The organism is Anaerocolumna sedimenticola (genome assembly GCF_009931695.1).
GTDB lineage: Bacteria > Bacillota > Clostridia > Lachnospirales > Lachnospiraceae > Anaerocolumna > Anaerocolumna sedimenticola.
The window spans coordinates 902,277-920,462 of the sequence record NZ_CP048000.1; the positions used below are offsets into that span (position 1 = coordinate 902,277).

Genomic DNA, 18,186 nt, shown 5'->3' on the forward strand with positions numbered 1-18,186 from the left:
AATGAATATTCAAAAAGCCGATTTCCACAAATTCACTTGGAAACCGGCTTCTATAATTTGCTATTTATTACTTACATAGGATTTTTTTACATAAGATTCAAAATTCGTACTATATTTTATATCGCCATTTTTAAACACCCACAGGGCTTCCGTATCCGGAATACTTTCAATTAATTTTCGTCCTTCCTCAAACGGCATATTTATAACTTTAGCCAGAGCATCCGCCATTCCGGAATCTTTTGTCACTATAGAAACAGATAAGTAATCGTTTGCCGGCATTAAGGTATCCGGGTCAATAATATGATGATACTGTTTTCCATCTACCGTATAATATCTTTCGTAAACACCGCTGGTCACCAGTGACATATTCTTTAAGTCTAATATATATAAATATTTATCTTTGCTTTCCAAGTCAGGATTTTGAATACCAATACTCCAGGCTTCACCAGTATCTGCTTTGGGATCTAAGGTACGTACATTACCGCCGACACTTATGGAGCCGCTTTTAAAACCATTTTTATATGCTATGGCAGCAACCTTTTCCGTTGCGAACCCTTTACCTACCGCCCCGACATCCAGGCTCATTTCCGGGTCCTCCAGATACACGGTTGAATCCTTTTCGTTAATAACAACTTTATTTATATCCGTATGTTTTGCTTTTTCTTTAAGTAAATCCATAGGAGGCAATTTGGCATTCACAGGATCATCCACACCCCTGGTGCGGTAATCATGCCAAACACTAAGTACAGCGCCGAATGCAACATTCATCTGACCGTTAGTAAGTTTGTAGGCTTCTTTTGCAAATTTTAATAAATCTATTATTTTCTGATCAACTTTAACCGGTTTTTTACCTGCATTATCATTGATTGTTTTAATATTATTAATACCGTCATAATCGTTATATATATCATAAAGCTGATGATATTCTTTTAAATTATCATAAATCATCTGAGCATAATTCGTAAATTCTTCTTTATCCTTTGCATAACCCGTAATTGTTGTTACCGTATCAAACAACTCCAGAAAGCTTGCATCGTAACGCTTTAATTTTGCGGAATATGATAATTTTGTACAGCCTGTTAAATTAAAGATAAAAACAATGATTAATAAACATGCTACTAATTTTTTGTTCAATTTAATCACCTCATTTAGTAAATAAGGCAGCGGCCGCTGCCTGTCAAGAAAATTGGGCTGCTGCAAAATCTTAAATTTAATGAAGCTGAAAGAAGTTTCATGTTGTAATTTTTATGCGAAATACAACACATATTCTTCCGCAAGCAATAAAATTTAAAAAATTTTGCAACAGCCCTGATGTAATTATTACACTGAATTTTGTAATAATACAATAATTTACATTATATTATTGTGCTGAATTTGCAACTGCTTTTTCAATTGATGTTACGAAGTTTTTGATATCAATTGTTACAGAACTTGTTAAGTCAGCAGTTGTAGGAGCACCTTCTTCATTAACGGAAATTCCTTTTAATTCATCAACTGTCTTACCAACAGCATACTGAGCAAAAGTATTTGCTTCTTCATACCATTCTTTTCCAAGTCCGGATGCTTTCTTCATACCGTAAGCTTCTTTTAACTCATCTTTTGTCTGAGGAGCAACTGTGATATCGTTAGTGATTTTACCGGTTGCATCGAAGTTTACGATACCCTGGGAAGCATCAATAAGACAGCTTGTGATCTTTCCGGCAGCATCTGAAGTAGTTACGATGTAATAAGAATAAGCCTGAGCTACACCATCAGCGTCAGCTGCAGCGTCTTTGGAGTTTTCCATGTTAGTTGAAACACCAAGGCCAAGTTTATCAGCATCTGTAGCACCTAAATCCTGTGCATTAGCAACTGCTTTTTCCACAGCGGCAATGAAATCGCCAATATGTACTGTTACGGAAGAAGCTAAATCTGCATCTGTTGCAACACCTTCTTCATTTAATGCAATTCCTTTTACTTCATCAACTGTTTTTCCTGTTACATAATCAGCAAAAGCATTAGCTTGTTCATTCCATTCTTTGCCGATACCGGAAGAACCTTTCATACCATAATCAGTACCAAGTTCCTGTTTTGACTTAAATGTAGATTCAATCGGTGTTGTTAATTTACCCTCTTTGGAGAAATTAATTTTTGTCTGAGCCATATCAAGTTTGCAATCTAAGATTTTACCATCCTGGCCAACTGTTACCGCTACTACTACGGAATTTGTCTGGTTTACACCATCAGCATCGGCAGTCGCAGATGTTGATGAACTGATATCATTGATTACTGCAAGACCTGTTTTAACCGGTGTGCCAGTGCTTGCTGTTTCTTCTGTTGTTGCAGCTGCTTCTTCTGCTGTTGCTGTTTCTTCTGTTGTTTCTGCTGCAGTTGTTGGTTCTACAGTAGGTGTTGTTGCATCACCACTAGTTTCGGATGATTTTCCGCCGCATCCAGTAATCATTGTAACTACTAGAATTAAGCTAAGTAATAAAGCTGATAATTTCTTCATATCATATTTCCTCCTAAATAATTTTTTTTATTTCAATCCAATTTTTATTGATATAAAAACCGGAAGAATAAACCAGAATTGTTAAAATACAACACATTGATAAAAAACCTACAAATTAAGCGGTAACAAAGCGTCAGCAAGCTGACACTTTCGCGCCCGGGCGGATAGCTTGCAATTATATTTCCTTTCCGCGAAGTGCACATCCCGCCCTAAGTGTTATTTAAAAGAGAAAATCGCAGAACTTTCCTGTTAAATAAAAATACTGATTAGAATCAGCAACGCATTGCTTCCCATAATTATAATGAAATTTTTGATTGCTAATATAAATGTTGTAGATTTTTCCTGTTTATTAAAAAATTTATTTATATTCCTCTGTACTGCAAACAAAGTTAGTAAGGATAACAGACAGACAGGGGAAAGTATTTTAAATATTACCATGATAACGACTGCGGCATACGTCCCATAATAAAGCAAGGCAAACAGCGTAAGTGCTTTTTTACCGATGTAATAAGGCAAAGTATGTCTTCTTACGGTAATATCTTTTTCCAGATCACAGATATTATTTGCCAGCATAATATTTGCAGTCGTGCAAAAAGGTATAACAGCAAATAGCAAAAGAGTTAAAATTGGTACTACCTGTAATGTGAAAGAAATTGTACTTAAATTTAAATTAAGTGTGATATAAGTACCTTTTGGTGTATTTATATAGAATATAATAAAAGGAATTAATATTCCGTAAAACGCTCCGGACATAACTTCACCCAAAGGCTGTCTGGATATTGGCACCGGACCATACGTATAGAAAATACCGCATAAAAAACAGATCCCACCGGTTATTAAAATTACAATATCCGTAAAATAAGCCAATGTTAATCCAAGTATAATACTTGAACCCAATAATATATATATTATAATCAGGGCTGTTTTCCGTTCAAAGGGTAATATTTGCTTATTCCCCGGTAATATTTGCTTATTACGCAGCAATATTTGTTCATTACGCAGCAATATTTGCTCATTACCCTTTGAGTCAATATAATTATTTATAGCGGTCGTTGTTAAATCAAATAAAAACATTGCAGTGAAAAACAGTAACGTAAGATTCCAGTTTATTTCCTGTCCCTGATACTTAAGAAAAGCAATTGCCATTACAAATGTAAACGTACTGGTGATTTTCGTTCTGATCTCAACGTAGTGTAAGAACTTTTTAATCATGAATCTTCCTCATATCTTTTTGTCAGTCAGGTCATTATATTCGCTATATATCCTACAATTAATACAATGTCTATCGTTTTAGTAGCCTTTAAAATCAATTTACTCTGGATGCTTTATTTAATAAGGTCATAAGTTTCTCTTTCTTATTATCCGAAACCTCTATGTCATTTATGATTTTCAGAGCCTTATTGTAATATTTTTTTACTACCATATGAGTAAAGTTCAATCCCCCGGCTTTTGAAACTGCCTCATTAATTTCAGCTCTTGATATGCCTGAACTTGCTGCCTTTTCACTGAACCCCTTTATGTTTTTTAAAGCCTGTATAAGCGGAAGTGTAATTACACCCTGTTCATAATCAGATTGCACCGGCTTTTTTGCTGATTCGGTCGTATCTTCAAAGTCGATACAATCATCCGTTAATTGAAAAATCATACCAACAAGATATCCTAATTGTTTGTACTTTCTGCATTCTGACTTGTCACAGTCCGAAAAGATTGCGCCTGCATGAAAGGATGCTTCAAATAAAGCAGCAGTTTTACCGGATATAATTTTTAAATATTGATAGACAGATAAATTTAAATTGGAATTGTTTATATGCTGATTTAATTCACCCAGACATACTTTTCCCATATAATCAGGCATGTCTAAATCCAGGTAGTCCTGTTTATCGGATATGGAACCAGCCAAATTCAGTGCCGTACATAAGAGGTAGTCTCCGCATATAACTGCGGTTCTTTTTCCGTATTTTTTCTGAAGAGTTACATCACCTCTCCGTAGATCCGCATTATCAATGACATCATCGTGTACCAGGGTAGCAAGATGCAATATTTCTATTGCAGCTGCAATTTTAACGGCATTAGGATGAATCAGCCCGTTTTTATCCTCTGCACAAATAATTACAGACATTGCACGGATGTACTTGCCTCTCGATGCCATTAAATGTTTGGTATATCCCCTGATTATAAGCGGTGACTTAGCTAAAACCGTATCCGATTCCTTTTTCACCATCTCGAGTGCATCATCAAATTTTATCAACTGAATATTGTCATTCACTTTTGTTTTATCATTAATCATTATAAATGTACAACTTTCTAACAAGTGGTATTCTCTTCCATAATTTCTTAAGTCCAGGCATTGCATAATAATCAAGTCCCAAGGATCTTCCGCCTCCGATTAATACAGCTATACCAGCAAATATCATCCAGAATGTATTTAAATATAATCCGGTTGTCGTTACAAACATAAAGTTAAGTATAAGTGAGAATGCTGCGGCAGGAGCCGTAAATAATCCTCCCATTAATGCAAGGCCGATTAAAATTTCGGAAAGTACGATGAATACCTGCATAACAATCTGTACACCGGAATTCGGCAGTATTAACGTATTAACAAACCAGTTCATAACCGGAATATCTAATTTAAAAGCATAATCACTGATTGTAGAACTTGCTAAATCTTTACCGGTTACAAATATAACCTTAACTAAACCTAATATATCCCAATGAACTAATACCTTGCCAACTGCATCGGCAACTGCTCCTGCTGCATCGGCTGCTGCTCCTGTTGCTGCTGTTACCGCATCCGCTGCGGGTGCTGCTTTTTCAGCTGCTGCAGTGGTAGCGCTTGATACGGCATCCGTACCGCCAGGTGTAGCTGTGATACCTAAAATACTGTTATACCATGAGTTAGCACCACCGAAAAAGTCGGTAAGCATAGCTTTATTAAACCAGCCCTCTACAATTTTCATAATACCTTCAAATACCCATACTGCACCCAGCCATACTCTTAAAGGAACTAGCAAAAAGCTTGGAGTTCTGTTGGAGAAATGACCGCCGACAAAACTTCTGCAGTTTCTGATTGTAAAGAATTCATGTTTTACATAACTGAATATTTTATTCCATCCAAGAACCTGGATAAAATAAATGATATTTATAAAATGTTTTGCAAACATGGCAAGGAATGACGGCAGGCTGAAGAAATGCCCCGGCAAACCAACATGGGCAACGCCATAACGTCCCCCGATACTAACCATAACTCCATGGAAAGCAGGTTTATAAACTTCCATCTTGCCTTGTCCGGTAATCGCACATGTTATATTATGTGCTGCTACATCTGCACATTGTTCGCAGTTTTCAACCATCTGAGGAACCGGACGTTCTTCTCCTTCCGGAATATAGAACATATTATCACCGGTAATGTACACACTTTCATCCTTGGTTGAACGCAGGTAAGAATCTACCTGAACCCGTCCGCCTCTGGTTAATTCCAAAGTACTTCCGGAATTCTGAGTAACATCCGCACTTTGTATACCTGCTGCCCAGATAACGGTACCTGCCGTATTGTGTAATATCTTATCATTCTGTTTTAATTCAATATAGTCAGTTCCAACACTGCTTACGGTAGCATTCATAATCAGCTGAACACCCATTTTATCCAGACGTTTCGCAACTTTATTAGAAAGCTTCTCCGGCAGATTCGGAATAGGTCTGCTTAACCCATCCACATCAAACATGGTTACATCATTTTTATTGATACCATATTTTTCACACAGGATTGGTACATATTCCGCCAGTTCTCCAATCATTTCAACACCGGTAAAACCTGCACCGACTACATAGAAAGATAACATCTTTCTTCTTTCTTCTGTATTTGGTTCACATGCGGCTTTGCGGAATGTATTATGAATATGATCTCTTAATATAACTGCATCTTCATAGGACCATAACTTAAATGTATATTCTTCAGCCCCAGGTACCCCATAAAAGGTAGGTTTGGATCCGGCAGCCAATACTAGGATGTCATACTTGTAAGAAGCATTTGCACCAAGAACAGTTTTACTGTTATAATCAATACTTGTTACCGTATCGAGTTTCACATCAACATTTCTGCCTGCAAAAACTTTTTTCAGGCTGATTTTTATACTGTCCTCATCTACACGGCTGGCCGCAACTTCATGAAGCTCTGTCAGCATAGTGTGAAATGGATTCTTATCAATAATTGTAATACTTACATTACTGCTTTTCTTGAATTTTTTTGCTAATTTCTTAGCTGTTAGGATACCGGAATATCCTGCACCGATAATTACTATCTTTTTCTCCATCTTCTTCTCCTTCGCCAAAATTACAGATGAATTGTATCAAATTTATCTGAATCCGTCAATTGTATTTGTTAAAATTTTAATAAGCATTCTCAAATTTTGCAAAATCAGCAAATACAATTTTACGCATTTTTTGATGATATCATTATAACATATTATTTAATAATTTAATACTCTTTATTTACTAAAACTGTTAAATATCCAGATCACTTACATACCTTTCCATCACTGCATAATAATGGAATGAGTGATTTGTTTTGTTTTAAAATTCTATGAAACGTTAAAAGGAATCGGTTAAAAAACCGGTTCCTTTTTCTATTATCCTATATTTAATAATAATTTTTCCAATTTTCTTTAGAGGCTGCATATTACTTTTAAATTGCTTAGTAGACCTGGTTGTATTTTGATTTATGAAGGTATTTTTCTTTTGTGGCTAAACCTCCTCTTATATGCCTTTCAGATTTGTTGAGGTCCAAAACGACTCTGGCTCTGTTGGCAAGGGATGGATTAATCTGTCCAAGACGTTCCGTAACGTCTTTATGTATAGATGTTACGAAAACGAAAGTAATTTTTAAAATTATTCATGAAATTCTTTCTTACAAGCTTTTTAAAGCTTTCAAGCTTAACCATGCAGCTTATCCTGGTATATGATATCCCAATTCATATCGGTGCATACCTGAATACAGATGTCAACAATCTCAGGGTCATAATAGGTACCGGAATACTTCTTTATTTCTTCCAAGGCATAGGTTATGCCTAAAGCAGGTTTATACGGCCTGTGAGCTGTGATTGCTTCTACAACATCAGCTACCGAGATAATTTTTGCTTCCAAAAGTATATCTTTTCCAAAAAGTCCGTTTGGATAACCCGTACCGTCTACCTTTTCATGATGCTGTAAAACAATATCCGCAACCGGCCAGGGAAACCCTATTTTACTTAAAATTTCATAAGCTATTGCCACATGTGTTTTAATTAATTCAAATTCCGCATCGGTTAATTTATCCGGTTTTGCTAAAATCTCCGCCGGTATTCCAATTTTGCCTATGTCATGCAGCATTGCCGCTACATATAACCCTTCAAAACGTTCTCTTTCCAATTTAATTTTAGTGGCGATCCGGCATGCTAAATAAGCAACTCTTCGCTGATGTCTTGCGGTATAAGTATCCCTTTTTTCTACCAATAATCCCAGGGCTGTAACCGTATTCATAAAATTCTTTTTTTCAACCGGTGTAATTTTCAGTTTTCTGAAGCTTTCTTCTTTATTAATTCTTTGCTGTAATTCCCACAGGTTAAACTTAAGCTCGTTATTAACTGCTACCAGTTTATCATAGGATATTTTCATCTCAGCATAATTATCCAGAAGTTTATGACCTATTTCATGCCCTTTCATCTGCCTGGAGAGGAAATCGCTTATTAAATGAATATTCCGTTCTATAAAATCAATTAATTTATTAAAATCTTTACTATTTAATTGTAAAACACCGGATTTCCCATACTCTGATGATTCCGTTGCTTCTGACACATTATTATATGTTTTTTCCTCTTTAATATCACATAAAAATATATTAGCGATAACGGAATCAATTATGTATACCGGTATCCTAAACATGTTTAAACCACAAATACAACTGATTTCCCTTTCACTTTGTAAACAGGTATCGTTGTTTTTCCAGTATTCCTTTAAACATAAATTTTGAAACTCCTGATAATTACACCCAATATTGGAACAGGCAGACATCCAGCCGGCGCTATCTATAACTTCTCCGTTTATGTTAACAATTGATATTGGTACATGAGTAAACTTATAAAAATCATGTATTAATTCTTCCAACAAATTATTACCAATCAGTTCCTTGATATTATATGACATTCTTATAACCCCCGACAAAATTGTTATCAGACAATAGAGAAAATGAAGTTCTATTTTCTATTGAAACAAACCCTCCCACGGTTTACGTTATGGAAATTACCAGTATAACTTTAATAATTTCTACAACTTATATACAATTCTGTAATATTTTTGCTTTTTAGACAAATTATACCATTATTCTAACTCTATAATCAAGTTATATCAGTAAAAATGCATAAAAAAAGTTAAAACACTATCACCTAAGAAATATGATAGTGCTTTAAAGCTAAAACTTATGGATCTTTTTCTTTCATATCCGAATATACCCCCAGGTATATATCAATATTCCCATTTATATCTACCTCAATCCTATCCAATAAATTTCTAAGTAATAAAACGGAAGCAGCATTACTATCCTTAAATAGCTCCTCAAGATATAAGGGCAATTCAAGATTACAGGCAGGCGGGTTATAAATCTTTCTAATTTCCTGCACTGTCTGCCGGCACTCTTTTATTTTTTCATAAATGGAATTTATCTTATTTTTTAGCTCTTCCATGGTCAAAATATCATTGGCGTACATCTCCATGTATTTTTGTTTTTCTCTGTTAAGTTTATTAATTCTTGCCGCATTTTCTTTTTCTTTATCCGAAAACCTCTCTTTTCTTTTTAATTTCTTATTATATTCTTTTAAGAAATTCCGGCAGGTTTCAGGATTATTTTTTAATATGGTAATAAAGTAGCTTTTTATGGAATCCAATAATTTTATTTCATCTATGGAAGTTGTATTACTGCAGAAGTTGGTACCATTGCTGTTACGTCCATTGCATACCCAGGTTACATATGTATTTTTATAGGTTCTCACCAATCTGCGAAAAGTTGATCCGCAGCATTTGCATTTCACTAACTGACTTAATATATATCTACTGGAACCGGTATCTTTGGGGAATGCGTTCATACGTTTATTCCGGATCTGCTTTGCCTTTATAAAGACGGCATCGGATATAATTCTCAAATCAGGATTCGCTATAATCATCCATTGACTTTCATTCCTGCTTTTTCGCTTACCGGTTAAGAAGTCTTCAATTTCCTGTTTTCCGTTTATTACTTTCCCCACATAAATTTCATTGGACAGAATACGGTTCACCGCGTTTTGGGTCCAGGAGCAGTTTCTCTTTGTACGAATTCCCTCCTGGTTTAAAATAGAAGCGATACGGTTTGTCCCCAGGTTTTTATTGGTATATAGGTCATATATCCGGCTTACTACGGCTGCTTCTTCCTGGTTTATATTAAGATGAAAATAATCACCGGGAATCTTATCATATCCATAGATTAAGTTTGGCACCCGTCCATGTTCGGCATTCTGTTTTTTACCAAAGCGGACACGTTTTGAAGTGTTGGCACTCTCCTCCTGGGCTATTGCGCTTAACATCGTTAACATAAATTCAGAGCTGTCCGAGGAAGTCTGATCATAATTTACAAATATGACCCGTATATTGAGGGCTTTCAATTTTCTTATACTTGTCAAAAAATCAACCGTATTTCTTGCCAGCCTGGATATATCCTTAATCAGGACTATTTCAAACTTTCCCAAACCGGCATCGGCTAACAGTTTTAATAATTGGGTGCGGTTTTTTATTTTGGTACCGCTTTTCCCTTCATCCGCATAAATATTAACTAATTCATATGCATTTCTCGCGGCATATTCGGCAAAGAAATTCTGCTGACTCTCCAGACTGTCCAGTTGTTCATCCTTATTTGTAGATACTCTGCAATAAGCCACCGCTTTCATTGATTGTCTCCTTTCCTTGGTACTTATTGGCAGGTAATTGCGAAACGCCGGCATTGCATCAATATACCATGCAATTGATGCAATTTCAGTGCTGAATTTTGCCTATCAGGCAACTGAAGCTCTGAAATTATATCAATTGTATGGTATATTAAGTAAGTTATATAGTTTCGCAATTATCTGGTACTTATTAGGCTTTTTGCCTCTCTCGTATCTCATTCCGGTTCCTCCAAAGTATGAAGTATTAATCTGGCTAAAAATTCCGCCGTATCCAATTCTGAGTTTGGATTGTGAAAAGTTATCTGTAATTCAGCGTTTTTATTTTTCTTCCTTTTTGCTTGTCTTTCTTTTTTATGTTCCGGGTCATTCCGAATATTAAGTTGATATTGTTTCTGTAATTCCATTTTTTCTGCCAATTTGCATTTTTTACATATTATGATTGTATTATTTTAGATATGCTTGTTTTAATATGAAATCTTAAGGCAGTCCATGCAAAAAAACAGTGCCCGATTCAACAGGCACTGTTTTTGATATAGGATTGAGGTACAATTTGAAATTAAAGCTTATATTACCGGTTGCATATAAAATGATTTGAGTGTCAAAAACCCTTTTAAAATTCTTTTTTGTTAAATATTTTAACAGATAGGTTATAGGATATAAAGACAGCTATCAATACAATAACCGGGAAAGCAAATCCTAACATTTTTAACTGTTCCATACTGGGTTTTGGTATATTTAAATTATCCAATAATTTAATCAGTCCCACCACCATTAAAAAAGGAACTGCAAATACTGCAAACATCATGATTCGTGCCTTTTCCACTCCATATTTAAATAGTAAAGGCAATAAAAAACTAAACATAAAAATTGCTATTAAAGCAATAATACCGCTAGCTATAAGGTTTTCCATGGGATTTTGGATTTTCATCGCAACTGACATGATAATAGCTGCTATTCCGGATAATATCGTTCCGGACAGTACCGTGAAGATTAAAAATACATATTTTGATAATACGATATCTTTTCTTACCAGCGGCATAGTTAAGGCATATTTATCCCATTTTGCAGTCTCATCATAAGACATGGAAGTTATAACCAACATGGAGGACATCATAACAATCATCCCCACTAAATAAGACGGGCTTTTTAAGTTAATTGCAAAAAAAGCAAAAAGTATTACAGTTAAACCGATTTGTTTTACGTATTTTCTTATATTATATAAATCTTTAATAAATAATCCTGCCATAACCCTATTCCCCCTGACTTTAAATAAAATGATTTCTTCAATAGACGTACTGTCAATAATTAAGTCGTTCCTAAACCGTTCCAGTTCTTTTTTATTATCAACCATAACCTCATACCCGAACTGACCTTTACGCACCCCTGCTATGTGGCTTTTATCCAACTTATCATAATCCTCTTTTCTGCAGCGTACAATTCCGTAATTATAAATCAGGTCATCTTTACTTTTACTGAATACGATTTTGCCTTCATGGATAAAGGTAATATAATCTGCAATTTTTTCTAAATCACTGATTATATGGGAAGAAATGAGAATGGTATGTTCTTCATTCTGAATAAAATCCAGGAAAATATCCAGTATCTCATCCCGGACAATAGGATCCAGTCCGCTGGTAGCTTCATCTAATATGAGAAGTTTAGCACCATGGGAAAGTGCTGCGGCGATTGACAGCTTCATTTTCATTCCCCTGGAAAATTCTTTAATAATCTTATCTTCCGGCAGCTTTAACCGGTTTGCGTATTTTTTAAAGGTATTTTCCTCCCAATTGGAATATATCTTACTCATTATCTTAGATATATGTCCCAGGGTCAGGTTATCATGAAAATAGCTTTCGTCAAAAACGACTCCAATCTGTTCTTTTATTTTTCGTTCATCCTGAATATGGTCCAGACCAAAAACCTTAATATTACCTTCATTTTTATGAATTAGATTTAAAATTAATTTTAAGGTAGTTGTTTTACCTGCTCCGTTCTCCCCAATGAAACCCATGATACTTCCTCTTGGCACTGAAAATGATATTTTATCTAATTTAAAGTTTTTGTATTGTTTCGTAACACCATCTAATACGATTGCATTTTCCATATTTTACACCCACCTTATCTCGCAGGTTATCCTGCGGTACTGCCACAACGAAAACGGGGCGAATGAATCACCTGGTGGCAACCTTTCTTAACGATATTTTCTTTCACACTTTTTGCGACATGACTGCCCACGAAAGCCTCAATTGGACATAAAGAATATACGGTATTGCAGTTTATTTTCACTCTTACATCTCATCCCAAAACCTGTGACGGTACTATTTATTCTTACTCATTATAAATCACATCCAATATATCATGTAATTCTTCCAGTTTAATTCCGCTTACCTTAGCGTTATCCACCGCTTTAAGCAGATATTCTTCAATTACTTTAAGCTGTTCTTCCTTTACCAGCTCGGTATTTGTTTCTGAAACAAAACTTCCTTTTCCAACCAGAGTGGTAATAAAGCCGTCTCTCTCTAAATCTTCATATGCCCGCTTTGTGGTAATTACACTGATTCTTAATTCCTTAGCAAGCAGTCTCATCGATGGCAGGGACTGTCCTGACTTTAATTCTCCGCTTATTATCATATTTTTAATCTGATTGGTAATCTGCTCATAAATCGGTTTACCACTTGAGTTACTGATAATGATATCCACCCAGTCACCTCTTTCATGTGTTTATTGTATATACCTTATATATACATAATACTCATAATATACATTTTGTCAAGAATAATTTTGAATTTGAAAGAAAAAATAAATTTTCTCTTAAATAAAAAGGGTCCTGGCAGGGCCTGTTTTTCTTGTGGCCAATCTATAAAACTACTTTCAAATATTCTGATAATATACTGATTATTTTGCATATTTCAGGTCTTTTTCTGACATTCTAACCCTATAAAATCCCTGATGAAAATTACAGTAAATATTTTTAAAAAAACCTCTTTACAAAGTCTATTCTTTATGTCAAAATATAAAAAATTATAGGAGGTAACAAATTAATGTCATCAAAAAATCAATCTATCGGCTACTTGCCAGATGAGCGACCCCCGTTTCTGGAATTGTTCCTATTTGCATTACAGCAAATCGTAGTTATGTTCCCCGCAACGGTTCTGGTAGCACTTATTACAGGTTTCCATGTATCCACTACTATTTTTGCCAGTGGTTTGGCAACACTCACTTTCCTTCTTGTTACAGGAAGAAAAATACCATTATATTATGGTTCCAGTTTTTCTTATATTGCAGCTATCGCATCTATTATGAGTGCTGAAGCATTTTCTAATTACAGTCTTAATGACAAAATCTCTGTTGCTCAATTTGGTATTGTAATGTCCGGTTTCGTTTCTATTTTCGCCGGTGCCATTATAAGAAAAAGTGGTAAAGCAGCCATCGAAAAAGTCCTTCCCCCAACTGTTACAGGCAGTATAGCTATTATTATTGGTTTATCACTTGCATCAAATGCAATGACCAACGCAGCAAGCCATCCGGAAGTAGCAGCTGATCAGGCAGGTTTAGCAGGTAACTTAGCTTGGGTTATCGCTCTTATTACCCTTATTTCCACAATTTTATATTCCGTATACTTAAAAGGTAAGCTGAGTCAGCTGCCTATTCTTTTTGGCCTTTTTACAGGTTATATCGTTGCAGCGATTCTAGGTGCGGCTACAGGAATTCCTTTTATTAACCTTCATACTGTTGAATCAGCAGGAATTTTCAACTTACCGGTATTCACTTTACCAAAGCCGTCAATGGCAGCTGTTGCAGCAATTATGCCTATTGCAATTGCAACCATACCGGAATCTACGGCACATGTTTACCAGCTTCATATTTATGTTAATGACCTGGCTAAGAAAAAAGGCTCCAAACGTTATGATATTGATGATAAGCTTGGACTAAATCTGATCGGTGACGGTATCGGTGATATTGTATCCGGCTTTATCGGTGGTCCTGCAGGTACAAACTACGGTGAGAACATCAGTACCATGGCATTATCTAAGATCTTCTCCGTTCCTGTATTAATTGCAGCTGCTATCATTACCATGGTTATTTCCTGCTTTACACCATTAATTAACGCGGTATACTCCATACCTACTGCAGTTATCGGCGGATTATCCATCTACTTATTCGGTATTATCGCTGCTCAGGGTATTACTATTATGATGGACAGAAAAGTGGATATGTTTAAATCCAAAAACTTAGCAGTTATCGCGGTTATCTTAATCATCGGCTTAGGCGGCAGTTTCGGTTTTGAAGGCGGCATGATACCGATGTTTGGAATTCAGTTTCCGGCTATTGCTTCCGCAGCGGTTTTTGGTATTGTTTTAAATCTTCTTCTTTCTTTTGCAGATAAAGATATAACCTCTACAGAAGAATAAGTAATATAACGAAATGTACGTATTCTAACAGTAAGTAGTAAAAAGAAGCAGAGGTGCTTCCTAAAAGGATTCCTCTGCTTCTTTTATGCATTTAAATAAAGCTTCCTCATTTATTTACATTACTTATAACTTGTTGTTTTAAAACCGCAGCGGGCTTGCTGCTTTGCGGCCGAGTGGTTATACAGCAATGTCTTCTTTTTACGCGAACCATGTACCATAAGGCCCCGCTATTCATGTGAAAGGGTTACCCTTTCCAAATTAAAAATACTCTACATCCTAAGGGAAATAATAAGACTTATTATAATTTCCTGTTGAATATAGAGTATTAATCTTAATAGAAATTGAAAGCTTAACTAGTTGATTATAATAAAGATAAAATAATAAAGTTTAGGATAAACAAACCTGTTGCAACCCAAAGAACCGGATGTATTTCTTTTGCTTTACCTCTGCAGATTTTAACTAAGCAGTAGAATATAAATCCGCCTGCAATACCATAAGAAATACTGTAGCAAAATGCCATAAAGATTGCTGCAAAAAATGCAGGAATTGCTTCATCTAAATCTGTCCAGTTAACTTCCTTAAAGGATGCTAACATCATAATACCAACAGCGATTAAAGCAGGTGCGGTAGCCTGTGCAGGAACGATTCCTACAATAGGAGCAAGGAACATGCTGATAAGGAATAAAGCGGCTGTAACGACGGAAGTTAAACCAGTACGTCCGCCGGCACCAATACCTGCAGCACTTTCAACATAAGTGGTTGTATTGGAGGTACCAAAGATAGCACCAATGGAGGTAGCGATAGAGTCGGCAAATAATGCCTTGTCCATCTTGGACTTAAATCCGGAACCGTCCTGAAGTGCTTTTTCATCAGCATCATCAAAAATTCCTGTTCTCTTACCTGTTCCGATGAAAGTTCCAAGAGTATCAAATGTATCAGATAAACTAAATGCAAAAATCGTCATTAAAACCAGCGGTATTTTAGCTGCATCACTGAATAAGGATAAAAGACCTGCCTTACCAAAAGCTGCACCAAAGGTTGTGCCAAGCTGGGTGAAAGAATCACCTAAACCAGGTGTTGCACTAAGAGCTGATAAATTTACAACACCCATAGGAATTCCAATAATTGTAGTTGCAGCGATACCGATTAAAATTGCGCCTTTTACTTTTAAAATTAAAAGTACAAACATAATTAAAATTCCGATTAACGATAAAATAACTGCGGGATTGTTAAACTTTACTAAAGCTGGTACGATACTGCTGTCAGCAACAACGGTACCTCCATCTAATACAACATTTTTACCCGGGTCAGAGGTAAACTGAAGAAGTCCTGCATCTTTAATACCAATATAAGCTATAAAGATACCAATTCCGCCGCCGATGGCATTTTGTACGCTTGCTGGAATTGCTTTAATAATTAATTTACGTATTTTGGTAACGGTAATAAGGATATTGATTAAACCACATAAAAATACCATTGCCAAAGCCTGCTGCCAGGAAAATCCCAAACCAAAACATACTGTGTAAGTAAAAAATGCATTTAATCCCATACCCGGAGCCTGTGCATATGGCACATTTGCAAAAAGTCCCATAACCAAGGTACCTGCAACGGATGCTATGATGGTTGCCAGAAATACCGCTCCGCTAGGTATTCCAGTCTGGCTTAACATCTGCGGGTTAACAAAGATAATGTAGGCCATTGCAAAAAAGGTTGTAATACCGGCAGCTACTTCCGTAGATACTGTAGTGCCACTTTGCTTAAGTTTGAAAAATTTTTCCATAACTTTCTCCTTTTAACTTGTTTTATCTTAAGAGTTTTCCTCTTAATTTTAAATAATTGTAATAAATTTTATAAAACCTTAATAACATGGTATATTATACATGATTATTTTTCATATTTAAATAACTTTTTTACAAGGCCTTTATTAAAAAAATAATCAATCACTTATATAATGCTTATATATAAACAAAAAACGTGTTCCTATTATCAAGATGCACGGCGCAAGGTCAACGCCTTTTATGGGAAATTTGAAAAACAATTTCCCATAAGTTTATTATTGCTGATTGTTTTCCGATTATTTAAATACTGAAAATTATTTTCAATTTTCTGGAAGTATGGTATACTCAGGATAATATCGTTAGGTAATTGCGAAACAGAATTATGGAATCTATATCCTATGCACTGATACAATTTCAGAACTGAATCTTGTCCACAGGGCATCTGAAGTTATGAAATTGTATCAATTGTATGGGATATTCGGCAAGCTATATAGTATCGCAATTACCTAAGGGTAATATCGAGATGAAAGGAAACAAACCATGTATTATCAGATACAAAGCGAAATATCTCCCATAAACCTGCAGGACTATAACCCGGATATCCTGACTTTCGGAATCATTACCCTGGACGAATTGGAAGAGTGTTATGAATGTTTTGGTTTTGCTCTTGCTACCGTTATGGAATGTAAAAATGATACCCATGAAATTCATGGTGAGATTGAAGTTTATGATGATTACCATTTTGGCATTATAACCGGAATAGAAACGAAACATTTTATCCGTGTACAGGACCGAATCGGCATCTATATAAAAAGCAATTTATTTCTGATCGTAGTTATTGAAGACCAGGATGACAGTATGAGAGTGGAATTATTTGAGTCATTAAAACATATCAACCTTTCAAAAGTAACCTTGGAGCGTTTAATATATGGTTTCCTGGAACGGCTGATTCTCAATAACTATTCCACATTGGAGAAAATCGAAGAAGAGATTAGTAATCACGAAGATAAAATTAACGATAACCATCTGGACCGGAATTTCAACTATAAAATAACCGGAATCCGAAAAAGACTGCTTCTCTTAGATAATTTTTATGAACAATTAATTGTAATCGGTGAAGAATTGGAAGAAAACGCTATTGATATTTTCAATGCGGATAATCTGAGGTATTTTAAATTATTTACAGACCGGGTTACCCGTCTTAGCAATAATACCAGAATGCTTCAGGACTACAGCGACCATGTAAGGGACTCTTATCACGCCCAGCTGGATTATAATTTAAATAATATCATGAAGATGTTCACCGTGGTTACTACCATTTTCCTTCCCCTTACCCTGATTGTAGGCTGGTATGGCATGAATTTTACCTATATGCCTGAGCTGCATTGGAAATATGGTTATTTATTCGTAATTGTAATAAGTGTAATTGTTGCTGTTTTATGTATCTTTTATTTTAAAAAGAAGAAATTTTTATAAGAGGTACCTAAAATTCATAAACTTTTATTATTTATGCCCGGATACCAAAAATGCTGGTGTAATGTAAAAAGCGAATTCTTGTAGTT

General features: G+C 35.4%; 13 protein-coding genes and 1 pseudogene. 2 read left to right on the top strand and 12 right to left on the bottom strand.

Going from position 1 to position 18,186, the window contains the following annotated elements; translation table 11 throughout:
• Nucleotides 1–60: 60 nt before the first annotated feature.
• From Ana3638_RS03960 to Ana3638_RS04010, 11 genes and pseudogenes are all read right to left on the bottom strand, one after another.
• Nucleotides 61–1,134, bottom strand: a complete 1,074-nt coding sequence (locus tag Ana3638_RS03960; RefSeq protein ID WP_330587845.1) for an FAD:protein FMN transferase — start codon at nucleotides 1,132–1,134, stop codon at nucleotides 61–63.
• 226 nt (nucleotides 1,135–1,360) lie between these two features.
• Nucleotides 1,361–2,491, bottom strand: coding sequence for a hypothetical protein (locus Ana3638_RS03965; RefSeq protein WP_161836878.1), 1,131 nt, complete (start codon nucleotides 2,489–2,491; stop codon nucleotides 1,361–1,363).
• Nucleotides 2,492–2,740: 249 nt separating this feature from the next.
• On the bottom strand, nucleotides 2,741–3,703 hold the full coding sequence (locus Ana3638_RS03970) for a UbiA family prenyltransferase (RefSeq protein WP_161836879.1): 963 nt from the start codon (nucleotides 3,701–3,703) through the stop codon (nucleotides 2,741–2,743).
• Between the two features lie 94 nt (nucleotides 3,704–3,797).
• Complete coding sequence (locus Ana3638_RS03975) at nucleotides 3,798–4,802, bottom strand: polyprenyl synthetase family protein (RefSeq protein ID WP_246240772.1); 1,005 nt, start codon at nucleotides 4,800–4,802, stop codon at nucleotides 3,798–3,800.
• Nucleotides 4,771–6,801: an NAD(P)/FAD-dependent oxidoreductase gene (locus Ana3638_RS03980; protein WP_161836880.1), complete on the bottom strand. Its 2,031-nt coding sequence runs from the start codon at nucleotides 6,799–6,801 to the stop codon at nucleotides 4,771–4,773. Before Ana3638_RS03980 ends, Ana3638_RS03975 begins: the two co-directional genes overlap by 32 nt.
• 380 nt (nucleotides 6,802–7,181) lie before the next feature.
• A pseudogene (locus Ana3638_RS03985) lies at nucleotides 7,182–7,349 on the bottom strand (sporulation transcriptional regulator SpoIIID); the annotation flags it as partial.
• Nucleotides 7,350–7,420: 71 nt separating this feature from the next.
• Nucleotides 7,421–8,668, bottom strand: a complete 1,248-nt coding sequence (locus Ana3638_RS03990) for an HD domain-containing phosphohydrolase (protein ID WP_161836881.1) — start codon at nucleotides 8,666–8,668, stop codon at nucleotides 7,421–7,423.
• 272 nt (nucleotides 8,669–8,940) lie between these two features.
• A complete protein-coding gene (locus tag Ana3638_RS03995; protein ID WP_161836882.1) occupies nucleotides 8,941–10,437 on the bottom strand; it encodes a recombinase family protein in 1,497 nt (498 codons plus the stop codon).
• Nucleotides 10,438–10,649: 212 nt separating this feature from the next.
• Nucleotides 10,650–10,838 carry a hypothetical protein gene (locus Ana3638_RS04000; RefSeq protein WP_161836883.1) on the bottom strand — a complete coding sequence of 63 codons (189 nt, stop codon included), beginning with the start codon at nucleotides 10,836–10,838 and terminating at the stop codon, nucleotides 10,650–10,652.
• Nucleotides 10,839–11,044: 206 nt separating this feature from the next.
• Complete coding sequence (locus tag Ana3638_RS26010) at nucleotides 11,045–12,538, bottom strand: ABC-2 transporter permease (RefSeq protein ID WP_161836884.1); 1,494 nt, start codon at nucleotides 12,536–12,538, stop codon at nucleotides 11,045–11,047.
• 224 nt (nucleotides 12,539–12,762) lie between these two features.
• The gene (locus Ana3638_RS04010) at nucleotides 12,763–13,134 is read right to left on the bottom strand and encodes a GntR family transcriptional regulator (RefSeq protein ID WP_161836885.1); all 372 of its coding nucleotides are present in this window, start codon (nucleotides 13,132–13,134) and stop codon (nucleotides 12,763–12,765) included.
• 341 nt (nucleotides 13,135–13,475) lie between these two features.
• Here Ana3638_RS04010 and Ana3638_RS04015 point away from each other — a divergent pair, with 341 nt between their 5' ends.
• A complete protein-coding gene (locus Ana3638_RS04015; RefSeq protein ID WP_161836886.1) occupies nucleotides 13,476–14,846 on the top strand; it encodes a uracil-xanthine permease family protein in 1,371 nt (456 codons plus the stop codon).
• 361 nt (nucleotides 14,847–15,207) lie between these two features.
• Here Ana3638_RS04015 and Ana3638_RS04020 read toward each other — a convergent pair whose 3' ends face one another.
• A complete protein-coding gene (locus Ana3638_RS04020; RefSeq protein WP_161836887.1) occupies nucleotides 15,208–16,626 on the bottom strand; it encodes an NCS2 family permease in 1,419 nt (472 codons plus the stop codon).
• 538 nt (nucleotides 16,627–17,164) lie between these two features.
• Here Ana3638_RS04020 and Ana3638_RS04025 point away from each other — a divergent pair.
• Entirely contained in the window at nucleotides 17,165–18,100 is a 936-nt protein-coding gene (locus Ana3638_RS04025; RefSeq protein ID WP_161836888.1) for a magnesium transporter CorA family protein, read from the top strand.
• The last annotated feature ends 86 nt before the right edge of the window (nucleotides 18,101–18,186 follow it).